Genomic DNA, 17,640 nt, shown 5'->3' with positions numbered 1-17,640 from the left:
TGGCCTACGTTCTTATTTCTTGACAAACCCTTCTCATAATATGAAGACAAAATACGCGAAGCCAGCACCATTAACCAATAAACCCCGCGTGAATGTGGTTACTTTGGGCTGTTCGAAAAATATTCACGACAGTGAAGTGCTGATGGGCCAGCTGAAAGGCAACCAGATGGAAGTCGTGCATGAAGCATCCAATATTCAGGAGAATGATATCGTAGTCATCAACACCTGCGGTTTCATTGATAATGCTAAACAAGAGTCGATCGACGCTATTTTACAATATTCAGAATTAAAAGATCAAGGAAAGATCAATAAAGTCATCGTGACCGGTTGTCTTTCCGAACGTTATAAACCCGAATTAGAGGCTGAAATACCGAGTGTTGATGCCTATTTTGGGACAAATGACCTACCGGATCTGCTTTCCACCATCGGCGCAGACTATAGACATGAACTGCTGGGCGAACGCTTACTGACCACGCCTTCCCATTTTTCGTATTTTAAAATAGCAGAAGGCTGTAACCGTCCCTGCTCATTCTGTGCCATACCGTTGATGCGTGGCAAACACGTATCAAAATCTATTGAAGATCTGGTTAAAGAGGCTAAATTTCTGGCATCGAATGGAACGAAAGAACTCATTCTGATTGCTCAGGATCTGACTTATTATGGTTTGGATATCTATGGTAAACGTAACCTATCAGACCTGATGCGTCATTTGTCCGATGTGGATGGCATCGAATGGATCCGGCTCCAGTACGCTTATCCCTCCGGTTTTCCTATGGACATACTGGACGCCATGAATGAACGTTCCAATATCTGTAACTATTTGGATATGCCATTGCAACATATTTCCGATCCTATGCTGAAATCGATGCGCAGAGGAACAACCAAGCAGAAGCAGATCGATCTTGTCCATGCAATTCGGGATAAAGTGCCGGATATAGCTTTGCGCACCACCCTAATCTGCGGGTATCCCGGTGAGACCGAACAGGACTTTCAGGAGATGCTGGAGTGGGTCGAGGAAACACGTTTTGACCGCCTCGGCTGTTTTACCTATTCGCATGAAGAAAAAACGCATGCTTATACCCTCGAAGATGATGTACCGCAAGAAGTTAAGGAAGAACGTGTAGAAGCCATCATGGAGGTACAGCAGGGTATTTCATACGATATTAATCAGACCAAGGTAGGCAACAGCTATAAAGTACTGGTAGACCGTATAGATGGTGACTACTTCATTGGCCGTACGGAATACGATTCTCCGGAAGTTGATAATGAGGTATTGATCGCAGCAGCAGCGTCCTACGCCCGGATAGGGGATTTTGTTCAGGTAAAAATTGACCGCGCCGAAGATTTCGATCTATATGGTGAAATTATCAAAAAATAACAACGGCCGTTTGCCGACCAACCGGTCGGCAGAATAATATAGAGCAGAGCTTCCCTATTCAGGGAGGCTCTGCTGCTATATAGAATTGTCAGTAGAATGATATAATTTCAAAGTGAAACAAGCTTTTTATTAAAATTCAGTATTTTGTCAGCCCAAACTAAATACATTTGTATCCAGTACAATAGCATATATGAAAGCAACTTATATTGAATATAGCGAGACAAATAGTTTTTCTAAGACCTTGTTGGCTTATCTAGCGCATGATGAGGAACTGAAACCCTTTGTAGGGAACTGGCCTACATTGGAGGGATTCGATAGGCAGCTGGCAGAGAAGAAACCTTTTAGTCACCGTGCGATTTTGGTCGAGCGGCTCCGCGCGCAATATGGTGAGCTGCTGAAAGACGCGCCTACAGTTGCCGATAACATAGCGCTATTGTTACAGGAAAATACATATACCATTACCACCGGTCATCAATTGAACATTTTTACCGGTCCGCTATATTTTATATTTAAAATTATGACGGCCATACGTCTTGCCGACGACCTCCGTGCGAGACATTCCGATAAAAACTTTATCCCCGTATACTGGATGGCGACAGAGGATCATGATTTTGAGGAAATCAATCATACCAAAGTTTATGGTAAGAAGATTAGCTGGGATACACCCGGCGTATCTGCTACCGGCCGGATGGATACTGCTTCTATCGCGGCTGCGGTAAAGCAGTATACTAATATTCTGGGACTTTCGGATAATTCTGCGAAACTAACCCATATTGTCGAAGAGGCTTACCTCAAACATGCACGACTGGCCGATGCTACGAGGTATATGGTCAACGAGCTTTTTAAGTCTTACGGTCTTTTAATCATCGATGCGGATGACCGGCACCTGAAGGAGCTTTTCAAACCGGTTATTAAAGAAGATATTCTGTCGGAAAATAGCTTTAAAGCAATTACTGCAAGGTCCGCCGAACTGGAAGCGAAGGGGTTTTCCACCCAGGTCCACGCTCGGGAAATCAATTTCTTTTACCTCACGGACGATTTTAGGGAGCGTTTGGTGCTTAATTCTGACGGACGATATGAGGTTCTGCACCAGAACATCTATTTTAGCCGGGAACAACTGATCGCAGAGATCGAAAACCACCCGGAGCGTTTTAGCCCCAATGTTGTCATGCGTCCCATGTATCAGGAGGTTATCCTCCCCAACCTGGCCTATATCGGTGGCGGAGCAGAAATGGTGTACTGGATGCAGCTGAAATCTAATTTTGATCATTATCAGATCGATTTTCCGATTTTAATACCACGGAACTCGGCCATGATTACGGACGATAATGTTGCTGCAAAATTGTTCCGTGTCGACCTGACGTTCAAGAGCATTTTCCGTCCGACGGAGGTTCTGAAAAAAGAATATGTACGCCGGCACACAAAAGAAAGGCTGAACCTCAATGATGAATGGATGGAACTCAATGCCATATTCGGGAAAATAAAGCTACGTACACATAAGATAGATCCAAGTCTAGGGCCAAGTACAGAAGCTGTAAAAGCCCGATTAAAAAAAGCCATCAACAATCTGGAAAAAAAATTGATGAAAGCAGAGAAAAGAAACCATCAGCATGCCCTCACGGATATTGATAATGTAAAGGAGAAATTATTCCCGGGTGGAGGCCTGCAAGAGCGGTCTGAAAATTTTGCGCTGCTTTACGTTAAGTATGGAGATAATTTGTTTAGAGACCTGTATAAATACTTCAATCCTCTTGATTTTAAATTTACCATTTTATATTAAGTCAGCATATTGCTGACTTTTTTGATTCCATCTATTTTATTATCATGCCCTGACCGATTGTTTTATTTGATCTCGTCCTATCTTAGAGCGGCTTCATGTAAAAGTTTGGTTTGTAATTTAAGGCGTCATGAGTTTTTAGAATACTTTGTTTATGATTTCATAATATTTCATTTAGTTTGTCTTAATAGTTTCGAATTAGTTTTGTTGCCGTATTACAACCAACAGCTAAATGAAAGAAATTCTACTGACGACCTGTGCGATAGCGATCGGAACTGGTCTGTATGCCCAAACCACCCAAGCTGGCTTCTCAGGGAAAATTACCGATGAGAACAACAAGGGAATACAGGGGGCTTCCATTGAAGTTCGTAATGAATCTACCGGTTTTACGACCAAAACCTCAACCAATGCCAATGGGGATTACAATTTTAAGGAATTACCTCTCGGCGGTCCCTATACCGTTAAGGTTACTTATATTGGTTATGGCGAACAGGTACGTTCGGGATTTAACCTCAATCAAGGGGATGTCATTCGGTTGAATATCCCGATTCAAAATGCCGCTAATGTATTGGAGACGGTAGAATTGACCGGAGTAAGTACATTGAAGAACAAGATTGAAAATTTGGGTGCCGCGACGGCAGTGACAGCACGTGACATCGCAAAGCTGCCTGTCAATGGCCGCAATTTTACATCTTTAATGGATTTATCGCCGTTGAGTAACAAAGACAATATCAGTGGTCAGTTGGGCTCTTCGACCAATTTTACGATTGACGGAATGAATGCGAAAAATCCTACTTCGGCGGGTTCGACAACAAGCCGTAGTGGTGCCCCCTTTTCGATTTCCATTGAAGCAGTACGTGAATTTAAAGTGGTTACCAATCAGTATGATGTGACCTATGGCAGAGCCGGAGGCGGTACCGTCAGCGCTGTGACAAAGCAGGGAACCAATAAGACACAGGGAAGTGCTTGGGTATATTCGCGGGCAGACTGGTTGTCCAGCCCTTATGATATCAATGGCAAGAAGCGTATGAATGATTTCTCCACGTATCAATACGGATTTACTTTGGGCGGTCCCATCATTAAAGACAAACTCCATTATTTTGTAGCCTGGGATCATCAGCGGGATGCACGTCCACTGATTATTGCCGATATCAGCTCCACTGCCGACGAGGAGCGCTTTGGTATCACACGAGATAACCTCGATCAGTTTGTTGATATCGGACGCCGAAAATATGGACTGGGGCAGGAAGCACAGACAGGCTCATTTGATAAAATACGTCCGTCCAACGCAATATTCGGCCGTGTTGACTGGCAGCTGAATGATAACAATTTATTGACTGTCCGAAATAACTTTACCAGTGACATGAATAGACTGGGATTGCAGGATAATAAAGATATCATGATGTATGAGTCTTATGGCAATGATAAGAACATTGACAACAGCCTCTTGGCGACTTTGCGGACGACCGTCTCACCACGGATCACAAACGAGTTAAAAGTGCAGCACCTGTATACCTATCAGAAAAGTAGCCCCGGAGACTTGTTGCCCAGCCAGAATATTCCCCGCGCGATTGTGGAAGATATCAAATCCTCTACCGGAACCAAGACTCTCCAGCTTGGGGGACATCGTTTTGCACAGGAATCGTTCAAGAACAACGTCTTCCAACTTGTAGATAACATGTATTACAGTACGGATCATATCAACTATACATTTGGTGTTGATCTAATGTATACCCATGCCAGCTCCATCTATGGCAGTGAGGTTAACGGGCGTTTTCATTTTAGGCCAAGTGATGACGGAAAGACTGCTTTGCAGAACTTTGAAACAATGACGCCGTATAACTATTACCGTGAAGTCCCATTGGTGGACGATCCAACCGTCATCGGTAACATATTCAATGCAGGTATTTATGGACAGCTGCAGACCAAATTGGCCAAAGGTCTGGATCTTGTTGCCGGACTACGTTTGGATTATGGCCATTACCCGACTTCGCCACTGAATGAGGATCTACTAAAGGAAGTTGGGATACGTACTGATCACAAGCTGAAATCTTTTGTCGTACAGCCTCGATTTCAGATGACCTGGGATGTCAATGAGGAGCGAAAAGACTTCTTCCGTATAGGTGGCGGGATCTTTGCGTCAGATATCAACAATTACATGACAATTAATAATCTGACTTTCGATGGAAAACATTTTGCAACTGTCGACGTACGGGGCAAGGATGTGCCGGCACCGGATTTTATTGCCTACAGAAAAGATCCTTCAACGACGCCTACCTTGGCACAATTTCAGACACCGACGATCAATACCTATGGACCAGATGCCAAGATTCCCGTGGTGTACAAAGCAAATATATCTTACACCCACTTCTTTACAGAAAAATTGAAAGCCAGTCTTTCAGGTTACATGAACCTGGGTCGTAATAACTATATGTATGTAGATCGTAATATGGTGAAAGATCCTTTCTTCAGATTGGCTAATGAGGACAGCAGAGGCGTGTTTGTTCCAGCCGCCTCCATACAGGGAGGAGCTCCCGACTGGAAGCAAGGACGCATATCCAATAAATATGGCCGTGTACTGGAACTGAATTCAGAAGGAAAAGTCAATCAATTTGCCGTCGTCTTTGATGCCAGTTACCAATATTATAAAGATGGGGCTATTTCCGTAAGTTATACCTGGAATGATGCCAAAGACAACACTTCATTCAATGGGAATGTGGCGAATACTGCAACATTGTCATTGGCTGTGAAAGATGACCCGAGAGATTTGAGTGTGATGAGCTATTCCAATACACAGTTTCGCAATAAAATTGTTATCTATGGTACTCTACCAACATTTTATGGTGTCAGTGTGGGTATACGGTACTCGGGAATTGGCGGTACACGCTATAGCTTATTGGCTGGAGGAAACATCAACGGAGACTTCGTTGCGGGCGATAATGATTTGGCTTTTATTTTTGACCGAAATAATTCAAATACACCTAAACGCATCGTGGAAGGTCTGAACAATTTGTTGGATAATGCAGCAAGCCAGAGCCTGAAAGATTATCTCAAAAAATATGAAGGCAAAATGGCCGAGCGAAATGGAGGCGTTAACGGTTTCTATGGATTAATCGATCTACGTATAGCCAAGAAGTTTAACTTGTATAAAAATCATGCCCTTGAAATATCCGGAGACCTGTTCAATGTGGCCAATTTGTTTAAGAAAACATGGGGAGTCAATGAGTCGCTTGGCAACCAGCGTCTTTATGCTTTAGGTGGAAAAGATGCGGATGGCAATGCCCTTCCTCAATTTGACACAGCATTACAGCAATTCAACTATAGTGTTGCCAATACAGGGGTGATCTCGCGGTCGGGCAATCCTTATCAGTTCCAGCTGGGTTTGCGTTATTCTTTTTAGCAAAACATACGAGCTGCATACAGATTTAGCATTTGAGTCCAACAATACTGTTTGGCTCAGTAAGTATACTAAAATAAGGACCAAAATCACATTTGGTCCTTATTTTAAGATTTGGGAGTCTCTCTCTTCTTTAAGATATTGAAAAAAGCTGTGGCTTTTTACATGGCGCCCTTCCCTGCTGCTTCGAGTTTATAGGGTATCAAGTTACCAAGTTCGCCCTCCAGGTACAGTGAGTACACAGTGAGTCTACAATGAGTCCACCTTTTTTAGTGTTTTTCACTGTGGCTACATGTTTTTTTCAAACCGCGAGCAGGCCGAACTTATCCTTAACTTGTTACGGTCTTATTGGCAAGAAGGTAGGCGGGAACTGCAATCTCTGTATTTCATCACTTTTTCTCCTTGGGTAGAAATACTTCTGCCATCATGTGGCGTACACTACCGCCACCGCAGGTTTCGATGACATGTAAATCTTGGTGGATGATTTTACCATGTTTCTCCAATTGGGCCGTTTGATACAGTGTGAGTGATGACAGGGCCTTATCCGATAACACAATAAAGCGGTTTCCGTATTTATTTCTAACCTGCAGGCAATTTGCTGCAAAGTGCTCCAATTGATTCTCGTTGATTTCGATGATTTCCTTTCCAGTTTCCCTGAGTTTTTTCAGCAATGTTTCGCGTTCTACCGGATCGTCGATGGCCGAAGGGCACAAAATGGCAAAGTCTTCTCCTACAGCCAATACTACATTGGTATGGTAGATAGGACGCCGCTGACCATTGACAGTCTGGTAGGCATGGAAGACGACAGGACTATAGTTTTCCGTCCGGCAGTATTCCTCCAGCATTTCGCGGTCTGCCCGTTCGGAAAGGGCACAGTAGGCGACGCGATGTGCACGATCCAATACAAGAGCGCCCGTTCCCTCCAGATATTGTTTGTTATTCTCAGCGTTACTCAGGTCTTTAATCAGTTTGACGTAGTAGCCATTCTGCTTTAAGGGACCTTCGAAATCCAATAAATGTTCTTTGCGGCGGTTGGGAGCGAACATCGGATAAAAAATAATCTTACCGTCCTGGTGGAAGGATACAATGTTGTTGGGAAATATACTGTCTGGACTTTCTGATTTTTCATCGTCCTGAATGACGGTGACCAAAATTCCATGTGATTTTAGCTCATTGACCAAATTGTCAAACTCGCCCTGGGCCTCTTTGTTTAATTCTTCACCGCTTAAATTTTCGATGTCTTTCTGAAAGTAATTGTTGACTGCGGTCTGCTCATTTTTACGGAAGACAGAGGGTCTTACTAAAAGCACACTGTCTGTTACCTGTTTTCTCATGATTTATAATCGTTACTTCGCTGGTTTATATTTGATAAAAGAAATGATCTCATTCGCCTATTGCCGTATCATGGGCTGCTGATCTGTAATTTCGCAATTATGCGCTTTATACCGATATTGTGTATTCAGTTCGGAATGCAGTGCATTGCAGCGGGGACACCCTTTCAGCTGGTCCTTATACTAATGTATCGAAAAATCAGACGCTTTGCAAAAAGAATATCATTTAGAACAGATTTTGGTCTTAAGAAATTAGGGGTATATCGGTTTGTTTTTTGCCAATATATCAAATGAAGAAGCCGCTAGTTGTTATATTCTTAATGACACAAGTTCTTGGTTGTTTTTATTGAAATTTTAATCCGCCAAGGACAATCGATTGCATATTAAACCTTCGATAAAACTGACTTTTTATCCACTTTTTTGCTTCGTTTTCAGCCATTTATTTTGCTATCTTTGCTCATCCAAAAAACGACTGTTTATAAGAGAGTTAATTACCTAATTATTATGTCGCTAACTATCTATAAGCGTTAACTTTTTGCACACATGAGCAATATACACTTCCAAGAAAAATTCGAAAGTCGCCACAATGGCCCAAGTCCAGTTGAAGCGAATGAAATGTTGGCCAAATTGGGCGTAACGTCAATTGACCAGCTAATTGACCAAACGGTCCCTTCACAAATCCGCGCTCCAAAACCTTTAAATCTTCCAAAAGCGTTATCCGAGGTCGCTTATTTAAAGCGCATTGCAGAGATCGCGGAGAAAAATAAAGTTTTCAAATCTTTTATCGGCCAAGGTTATTACGACGTCATCCTTCCCGGTGTTATTCAGCGCAACGTATTTGAAAACCCCGGATGGTACACGCAGTATACACCTTATCAGGCGGAGATTGCACAAGGTCGTCTGCAGGCATTGTTAAATTTTCAGACCGTTATTTCTGATTTTACAGGACTGGAGATCGCAAACGCATCCCTTTTGGACGAAGCTACAGCAGCGGCAGAAGCCATGTTTATGTTATACTCGGCTAGAAAAAATAAAGACGCCAATGTCTTCCTGGTTTCTGAGAATACATTTACCCAGACGATTGATGTGCTCAAAACACGGGCATTGTCTTTTGGTATAGAACTAAACATTACTGCGATTTCCGAGGAAGCATTGACCGATGATGTCTTTGCCGCATTTGTTCAATATCCGGCCGCAGACGGTACCATTTTCGATTATAAATCATTTACTGAAGCCGCTCACGCTAAAAATATAACGGTCTGTGCAGCTGCTGACCTCATGAGTTTAGCTTTGTTGACTCCTCCGGGAGAATGGGGTGCCGATGTGGTTGTAGGTAACTCGCAACGCTTTGGTGTACCGATGGGCTTTGGTGGTCCTCATGCAGCATTTTTTGCGACTCGGGATAGTTTTAAACGTAATATCCCTGGCCGTATCATTGGAGTAACGTCCGATTCGAATGGTAAATATGCATTGCGTATGGCACTTCAAACGCGCGAACAGCACATCCGTCGCGATAAAGCTTCGTCCAATATTTGTACGGCGCAGGCGCTATTGGCTATTATGGCTTCGTTCTATGCAGTCTATCATGGGCCTGAAGGAATCAAGAATATTGCATCCCGCATCCATGCATTGGCCAACCTGCTGGATCAAGCCCTACAAGCGCTTGGATATACACAGTTGAATAACGCTTATTTTGATACACTGCGTGTAGACTTAGGCGCACATGCCGGCGCATTGAAGTCAGAAGCGTTAAACAATGAACTGAATTTCTATTATAAGAGGTCACAGGTTTCTGTTTCCATTGACGAAACAACCACTTATGAGGATATTAAAACAATTGTCAAAGTATTTGCAAAAATTCAGGGTAAGACCTTGAACGATGTAGATTTTGACACTTTAGAACAACAGGTAACTTCAGCGATCCCAACCGAGCTAGTTCGTACGTCTGCCTACTTAACGCATCCAAACTTTAATAGCTACCATTCAGAGCACGAAATGTTGCGTTATATCAAGTCATTGGAGGCCAAAGATCTGTCTCTTTGCCACTCCATGATTCCGTTGGGGTCCTGTACGATGAAGTTGAATGCGACCGCTGAAATGATCCCCGTGACCTGGGCAAGATTTGGCGGGTTGCATCCATTTGCTCCTGCGGATCAGACCTCAGGTTATATGCAGATGATCGGTGAACTGAACGACTGGTTGTCCGAAATCACTGGATTTGCGAAGATGAGTTTTCAGCCAAATTCGGGTGCACAGGGTGAGTATACGGGGTTGATGGTGATACGCGCGTATCACGAAAGCCGTGGGGATCACGATCGTAATATCTGTCTGATCCCTGCTTCGGCTCATGGTACCAATCCTGCTTCGGCATCAATGGCTGGTCTTAAAGTCGTCGTCGTGAAATGTGATGAACTTGGGAATATTGATATTCCGGATTTAAAAGCGAAGGCAGAAGAACATGCTGCTCACTTGAATTCATTGATGGTAACTTACCCATCTACGCACGGGGTATTTGAAGAGTCTATCATTGAGGTCTGTGAAATTATCCATGCAAATGGTGGTCAGGTATATATGGACGGTGCGAATATGAATGCACAGGTTGGATTGACCAGTCCGGGTCATATCGGAGCCGATGTTTGTCACCTCAACCTCCATAAAACATTCTGTATTCCGCATGGTGGTGGAGGTCCGGGCATGGGACCTATCGGTGTAGCTAAACATCTTGTACCTTTCCTACCCAACCATGAAGTTGTCTCTACTTCTGGAGAGGAAGGTATCACAGCCGTATCAGCCGCACCATTTGGCTCGGCATCGATCTTGGTTATTTCACACGCTTATATTTCCATGATGGGCGGTGAAGGGCTGACCAATGCGACCAAGACAGCGATCATGAACGCTAACTACATAAAGGCACGTCTTGAAAATGCTTATCCTGTACTTTATTCGGGCAGCAATGGCCGTTGCGCACACGAAATGATCTTGGATTGCAGGGGCTTTAAAAATGCAGGTATCGAAGTGGCGGATATTGCTAAACGTTTGATGGATTACGGATTCCATGCACCGACGGTATCTTTCCCTGTTGCTGGAACTCTGATGGTAGAACCGACAGAATCTGAATCGAAGGCCGAACTGGACCGTTTCTGTGATGCGCTGATTGCCATTCGTCAGGAAATTGCTGCGGTGGAAGCCGGAGAAGCTGATAAAGCAAATAACGTGCTGAAGCATGCGCCTCATACCGCTGCGGTGGTGACTGCCGATGAGTGGGATAGACCCTACAGCCGTCAGACAGCTGCGTATCCACTGGAGTATGTCAAAGAGCGTAAATTCTGGCCTTCTGTTGGCCGTGTCAATGATTCACAGGGAGACCGCACATTAATTTGTTCCTGTCCCTCTATTGAAGAATATGCTGAGGCATAAGGTCCTGCATAAATAGAAACTGCGGGCTGCCAATATTTTTGGCAGCCCTTTTTGTTTCGTAACTCTTCTGTTATTCGTCGCTCTGACTCCTGATACCATACACTTAGGCGCATCCTTTTATTCACGTTCGTTTCTGCGTACACCCAATACATCAATACCGGTCTGATATGGCGATTGTATCAATTTAAGCTACATTATGGGGTATATGGGATTTTGGGAGTATATTTGTTCGGAAACACGCCGGAGCCATCAGAATGATGTATTTACATTTGTTCAGTAGAAGATGACATCACCGCTCTATTCACAGTATCGGTAACACTATAGAGGCTAGTTTGGGTGTATGTGAACCGTGGACAGGCTAAAGTTGATGCTGTCGGATTTATTCGCACAGTGATGTCCGTGAAAATGAAACGATCATTCCAATACGCTTGGAAAGCAAATTTAAATAAATGAATATAACAGCAAGATTCAGCCTTATAGCCGCAGTAGCATTGATGACCTCCTGCGCAGGCGGCAAGTATGCCAAGACCGAAAAGATATACAAGCAGCAGGCAAAGACTTTTTCTAAGTTGTATCGCCAGTCTCCCGTAACGGGGCAGTTAGAAAAAGTAAATGTAAACGATCAGCAGTGGATCGCTTCGATTAACTTCGGCATCCGGAAGCCTAATTTTGTCGTGATCCATCATACTGCCCAGGACTCCATGGGTCAGACTATTCGTACGTTCCATTCGGCAAAAGCAGGTGTGAGCTCCCATTATGTCGTGGGACGAGATGGAAAGGTCGTGCAGATGGTCAATGATCTTTACCGGGCACATCATGCCGGTCTCGGCAAATGGGGAAATGATACCGATTTAAATTCCTCCTCTATTGGTATCGAACTGGATAATAATGGTACTACGGATCCTTGGACAGACGTGCAAATCAATGCGTTGATCCAATTGCTGACCTACTTAAAAAATACATATAGGATTCCGCAGGCCAACTTTATCGGCCATATGGATTTGGCTCCGACCCGTAAAAATGATCCATCACGATTCCCATGGAAAAAGCTTGCAGATCAAGGGTTCGGTTACTGGTACGAGGAGTTTTTGGAAACACCGCCGGTGGATTTTAACCCCAAGATGGCGTTACGCATAATTGGTTACGACGTCAGCAATCTGGATGCAGCCATCAAAGCATTTAAAATACACTATATCCAAACGGATGTAAATACGGCTTTTTTGAACGAAAATGATCTTAAGATTTTGTATTCGATCTATAAAAAGTTTTTATAATAAATAGTTTTGAATTTTTTATAGGAGCAGGCCCAAGCGGTTTTACAAGGCAGTTTGCAGATAATTAATTATTTATATCGCGTAATATACTGGTCAAACGCGCGCTTGTAGATCAATTTGAACCAAGGCGTAAAGTGGCTGGGCTGGAGGCTGATTTCACGATCAATGCTTTTTTGGTCCAGATAGCGGACGGCAGCGACTTCGGCAGGGTTAAAGCTTGGTGTGCCAGTGAATTTACCTAAAAGCACATGATCAAATTCGTGTTCGGTGAGGCCGTTTTCAAATTCCGCTCGATAGACAAAGGAAAAGACATCGCGTAAGTCAGATGCTTCTATCCGAAGTTCTTCCTGCAGGCGCCTTTTGGCTGCCTCTAAATTTGTTTCACCCAGGCGCTGATGCGAACAGCAGCTATTGGTCCACAAGCCGCCGCAATGGTATTTGTCGAGTGCGCGTTGCTGTAGAAGAAGCTCATCATGGTCGTTAAATAAGAAAACACTGAACGCACGATGTAACAGACCTTTTTCGTGCGCCTCGTACTTTTCCATGCTTCCGATCATCGTATCCTCGTGGTCGACCAATATGACATTGTCCTGCTTCATAGGCTCAAAATAACAAAAATAGCCCAATTTTCGAAAAATTGGGCTATCATTCCTAATATTTGCGATAGACGTCTTAAACGGTTTTTACAAATTTCTCATCGTAATTTTCAATATCGATAATATAACCGTTTTTGATTAAGAACTCAAACAACGGCTTTGCCTCTTCCGAAACCGGCATATTTTGCGTCGTGATAATTTTGTTTTCTTTTTTCAATAAATAAGGGTAAGCGTAAAGCTTCACATTTTTATTGAACATACCCGAAATATAAGACAGGAGTTCATTGGTATACAGTTCCTTGTTATAGTTATCGGAATTAAAAATATTTTTTAAGTTGTAAACGTTGGTTGCGATGCCGATATTTTTTGGTTTAAAGTTGCTGATGAATTCAGCAAGGTGATTGTTCCTACGAAAGTTGCTGACAATAATATTGTTTCCTGTTGCGCATAATTCATCTGCCCGGGAAGCAAATTCCTGCAGGTCCGCATCGGTAATCTCATGTGTATCTTCCAGTAGGTTTCCCATCAGTACCTCGATCAATACAATCGTGTCGGCATCTGTGGCCCCCGTATTTTTTTTAAACTGTTCGACAGCAAGGTTGAAGAGATCAAAGTTGGGCAGCGATTTTTGGCGATATTTTGTCCGTAGTAGGATGATGTTCTTTTTGTACAGAAAATCTTTGATCTGCACGGCTTTTCCATCGGGCTGAAAGATCGCAGCTTTCGCAAATCCCTTGGCAATGAGATAAAGATTGATAAGCCGCTGATTGACATTTTCAAAAAGAGGTCCGCTCAACTTGACCAAATCGATTTCGACAGATCCTATGGATAGATTGTCGACCAACGATTCAATCATGGTCTGTACATTGTCGGCATAATAGTATGCGGCAAACAGTAAGTTAACACCAATAATTCCCAGTACTTTTTGCTGTAACTGATTATCACTGTCCAGCAGCCTTACATGGACGATGATATCGTTAGTAGGACCGCCGACTTCGTGCTGAAAACGAAGGCCGATCCAGCCGTGCGGCTCATTGGTCTTGGTAAAATTGAGCGTGGTCACTGTATCCGCAAAGGCAAAGAATTTTTTATTGCAGTATTTGTCACCATGTAACCGTTCGGTGAGGAGATTGAATTCGTGCGAAAGCATCTTTGTCAGCCGCGTTCTGCTCACGTACCTTCCATCTTCTTCTTCACCATATATTGCATCACTGAATGCCATGTCGTAGGCAGACATGGTTTTAGCGATTGTGCCTGAAGCAGCCCCTGCGTTGAAAAAGTTACGTGCGACTTCCTGTCCCGCACCGATCTCTGCAAACGTCCCATAAATCTCTGGGTTTAGATTTATTTTTAGGGCCTTTCGCTTGGTTTCAAAAATTTCTCTTGCCATGTTACAAAGGTACAAAAATCAGCAGGCTAGTGAAAATTAAAAGTATGAAAGCTAAAAACAGAATAAAATTAGGCTTGTTCTAAAACAAGCCTAATTTATTAAAAGCGTAGAATAAAGCGCTACTATGTAGAGCCTGACTGAATTTGTTGTCCAGAAGCATTTTTTTTGCTTCTGGAAGGGGGACAAGATACACGTCGATCTCCTCATGATCATCCAATGCCTGTTCCTGCACTTTTCGTCCACCGGTCATCAGGTAAGTGTACGTCACATTTCCGCTCGTCGCCGGATTGGCATAGAGCGTTGCGATCTCCTCTATATGATCAAATGCATAACCAGTCTCTTCCAGCATTTCACGGATTGCGGCATCCACAGGATTTTCGCCGGGTTCCATCGTACCTGCGGGGATTTCCAGTGATAGCATACCAGCACCATGACGGTACTGCTTGATCACCAGTAGTTCATTCTGCTCCGTGATGCCGACCATATTCACCCAGTCCGGATATTCAAGGACATAATAATGATCATTGATCCTACCATCGGGCAGTTCACAGGTATCCTTCCGTAAGGTGGCCCAAGGTTCCTTGCAGATGTACTCCGAAGAAAGTAATTTCCACTTTTCCATCATCCTATAATATCTTTCATCATACGGTCTACTTTTTCTTCCAGCACCTGCTGCAGCTCAGGATACTCCGCTGTGTCGTTCAGCTGCTCTTTGACAGAACAGTAAAATTTGATTTTGGGCTCTGTACCCGACGGCCGGGCCGATATTACGTCGCCATCGACGGTGATGAACTGCAGCACATCGGACTTGGGCAGTGTGATCCCAGTTTTTTTGCCTGTTTTCATGTCGGTGGTCTGCGAAAGCTGATAATCGCGGATTTCCTTTACCTCAACTCCGCCCAGTGCGGTCGGCAGATTGCGGCGTAGACCCGCCATCATGGCCTGAATTTCCTCCGCACCCGCTTTACCCTTTTTGGTCAGGGAAATCAGTTTCTCCTGGTAGCAGCCAAACTGTTTGTAGATATCCAGGAGCACTTGATAAACTGTTTTGCCCTGAGATTTGAAATAAGCGGTCATTTCAGCCAGAAAAGCACATGAATTAGGTGCGTCTTTGTCACGGACAAGGTCGCCCACGAGGTAACCGTAGCTTTCTTCGCCGCCGGCCAGATACTGGGCCGAATCCCCCAGCTCGGTGATCAGTTCGCCTATGTATTTAAAGCCTGTGAGGGTTTCGTAATGTGTCACACCATAATGGTCAGCGATGTCGGCCTGCAGGTTGCTCGTTACGATAGTTTTGACGATATACGGATTTTGGCCCAGCTGTTTTAACTCACTTTTTGTACTCAGTACATAGTAGATCAGCAGGCTGCCGATCTGATTGCCGTTGAGCAGCTGGAATTGTCCCGCGCTGTTTTTGACAGCAATGCCCACCCGGTCTGCATCCGGGTCGGTGGCCAGCACAAGGTCGGCATCGATTTCTTCCCCTTTCTTTGTCGCCATCGCCATGGCATCCTCTTCTTCCGGATTGGGATAGATCACGGTCGGAAAATTGCCGTCCGGTGTAGCCTGCTCGCTGACGACCGTAACGTTTTCAAAACCCCAGGAAGCAAGCATTTTGGGTACAATCGTGATCCCTGTACCATGGATCGACGAATAGACGATTTTTAGGTCTTTCTGCTCAGCCACAGCCTCCGGATGGATGCTCAGCGCTTTATTGGCGTCGATGTAGATCTGATCGATCTCTTCGCCAACTGGCACAATATTCTGCGTATTGCCCTCGAATTTAATATCCTTAACCGAAGCAATCGCATTCACTTCGTCGATTACATTTTTATCATGAGGTGCAGTGAGCTGACAGCCGTCGCTCCAGTAAGCTTTATATCCATTGTATTCCTTCGGATTATGGGAAGCCGTCAGCATGACTCCGCTCTGGCATCCGAAATGACGGATAGCAAAGGACAGCATCGGCGTGGGGCGAAGCTCATTGAAGAGATAGACCCTGATGCCGTTGGCGGCAAATACCTGAGCCACGAGCTGGCCAAAAGCCTGTGAATTGTTGCGGCTGTCATACGATACGGCGACCTTGATATCCTGATCCGGAAATTGCTTCCTCAGGTAATTGGCAAGCCCCTGTGTCGCTTTGCCGATCGTGTATTTGTTCATGCGGTTGGATCCTACGCCCATAATGCCCCGTAGGCCGCCCGTTCCAAATTCAAGATCTTTGTAAAATGAATCAATAAGTTCTGTCTCAGCCTCTTCATCGATCAGCTTTTGAACAGCAGCGCGTGTTTCTTCATCGTAGCTTGAGGTTAACCAACTCTCGACCTTCTGTTGTATCTCTTTATCTAAATTTCCCATTACGTGTTAAAATAAGGCTAAATGTAAAAAAATCTTTTAAGCGTCACAACCGGCATATGCACGGTCGATGACCGTGATATACCACTTTCCTCCCTCTTTCGTGACGTGAAATACCAAGGGCTCTTCCGTGTCGCTGGAGGTCATGATGGCGCGGTAGCTTCGGGCTTCCATATTTTTTAGGCGCTGCAATTCGCTGCTGCTAATTTTTGCATCCAAAATTTCGTTCATAAATCTCGCCGTCTGTGAAAGTTCGTTCGGCCGGCTTTTCTTGTCATAATAGAAGCCCGATTTGTCCCATTTCATTGTTCCGCAATCAAACGCAGGGAGTTTGCCCGATTTTAATGGCCCTTTATAGCTTAATTTTTCGTAAGAATGGTACTCAGGTACCGGCTTGGAAAAGCTAAAGCTGTTTTGATGGACATACGAATCCAGAGCGCCCGGACGATAAATGATATATATGCCCAACTTGGGATGAATGTAGTTGTTGATGGTTTTACCATCCTGTTCGGTGTAGGCCTTCGCTATGTTTTCGAGTACCTCTTCTACTGTCTCTATGTCCTCTTTCTTAGGCTCCTTTTGTAGGGTATCGGGCTTGCTCACCGTATCCAAGGGGATGGAATCCTGGGCAATGCGTATCGCTTTGTCTTCTTTTTTATTATTTCTGCAGGACGTTATTCCGGCCGAAAGGGCGATAAGAACAAAGAAAAGGAGTTTTCTCATGT

Annotated in this window: 11 protein-coding genes; 5 read left to right on the top strand and 6 right to left on the bottom strand. The window is 44.1% G+C overall.

Going from position 1 to position 17,640, the window contains the following annotated elements; translation table 11 throughout:
• Positions 1-40 precede the first annotated feature (40 nt).
• The 3 genes from rimO to K7A41_RS07085 all read left to right on the top strand — a co-directional run bounded on the left by rimO (position 41) and on the right by K7A41_RS07085 (position 6,555).
• Positions 41-1,378, top strand: a complete 1,338-nt coding sequence (rimO, locus tag K7A41_RS07095; RefSeq protein WP_028071073.1) for a 30S ribosomal protein S12 methylthiotransferase RimO — start codon at positions 41-43, stop codon at positions 1,376-1,378.
• A 190-nt stretch (positions 1,379-1,568) separates the two neighbouring features.
• On the top strand, positions 1,569-3,158 hold the full coding sequence (gene bshC / locus K7A41_RS07090; RefSeq protein ID WP_265713149.1) for a bacillithiol biosynthesis cysteine-adding enzyme BshC: 1,590 nt from the start codon (positions 1,569-1,571) through the stop codon (positions 3,156-3,158).
• A 229-nt stretch (positions 3,159-3,387) separates the two neighbouring features.
• The gene (locus K7A41_RS07085; RefSeq protein ID WP_265713148.1) at positions 3,388-6,555 is read left to right on the top strand and encodes a TonB-dependent receptor; all 3,168 of its coding nucleotides are present in this window, start codon (positions 3,388-3,390) and stop codon (positions 6,553-6,555) included.
• Positions 6,556-6,941: 386 nt separating this feature from the next.
• Here K7A41_RS07085 and ctlX read toward each other — a convergent pair whose 3' ends face one another.
• Positions 6,942-7,886 carry a citrulline utilization hydrolase CtlX gene (gene ctlX / locus K7A41_RS07080; protein ID WP_265713147.1) on the bottom strand — a complete coding sequence of 315 codons (945 nt, stop codon included), beginning with the start codon at positions 7,884-7,886 and terminating at the stop codon, positions 6,942-6,944.
• A 540-nt stretch (positions 7,887-8,426) separates the two neighbouring features.
• Between ctlX and gcvP the strand changes: the two genes are divergently transcribed.
• Entirely contained in the window at positions 8,427-11,300 is a 2,874-nt protein-coding gene (gene gcvP / locus K7A41_RS07075; RefSeq protein ID WP_265713146.1) for an aminomethyl-transferring glycine dehydrogenase, read from the top strand.
• Between the two features lie 449 nt (positions 11,301-11,749).
• Positions 11,750-12,574, top strand: a complete 825-nt coding sequence (locus K7A41_RS07070; RefSeq protein ID WP_028071068.1) for an N-acetylmuramoyl-L-alanine amidase — start codon at positions 11,750-11,752, stop codon at positions 12,572-12,574.
• A 68-nt stretch (positions 12,575-12,642) separates the two neighbouring features.
• On the opposite strand, the gene idi is transcribed toward K7A41_RS07070, so the two are convergent.
• From idi to K7A41_RS07045, 5 genes are all read right to left on the bottom strand, one after another.
• On the bottom strand, positions 12,643-13,173 hold the full coding sequence (gene idi, locus K7A41_RS07065) for an isopentenyl-diphosphate Delta-isomerase (RefSeq protein WP_028071067.1): 531 nt from the start codon (positions 13,171-13,173) through the stop codon (positions 12,643-12,645).
• Positions 13,174-13,246: 73 nt separating this feature from the next.
• On the bottom strand, positions 13,247-14,560 hold the full coding sequence (locus tag K7A41_RS07060; RefSeq protein ID WP_028071066.1) for a hypothetical protein: 1,314 nt from the start codon (positions 14,558-14,560) through the stop codon (positions 13,247-13,249).
• A gap of 79 nt (positions 14,561-14,639) precedes the next feature.
• Entirely contained in the window at positions 14,640-15,185 is a 546-nt protein-coding gene (locus K7A41_RS07055; RefSeq protein WP_322784016.1) for an NUDIX hydrolase, read from the bottom strand.
• The gene (locus K7A41_RS07050; protein ID WP_265713145.1) at positions 15,182-16,918 is read right to left on the bottom strand and encodes a phospho-sugar mutase; all 1,737 of its coding nucleotides are present in this window, start codon (positions 16,916-16,918) and stop codon (positions 15,182-15,184) included. Before K7A41_RS07050 ends, K7A41_RS07055 begins: the two co-directional genes overlap by 4 nt.
• Before the next feature lie 36 nt (positions 16,919-16,954).
• Positions 16,955-17,638, bottom strand: a complete 684-nt coding sequence (locus tag K7A41_RS07045) for a hypothetical protein (RefSeq protein WP_028071063.1) — start codon at positions 17,636-17,638, stop codon at positions 16,955-16,957.
• Positions 17,639-17,640: the final 2 nt, after the last annotated feature.

Origin of the sequence: Sphingobacterium sp. InxBP1, assembly GCF_026191775.1 — a bacterium.
GTDB lineage: Bacteria > Bacteroidota > Bacteroidia > Sphingobacteriales > Sphingobacteriaceae > Sphingobacterium > Sphingobacterium thalpophilum.
The sequence above is the reverse complement of the archived record's forward strand: the minus strand, read 5'-3'. Positions and strand labels throughout refer to the sequence as shown.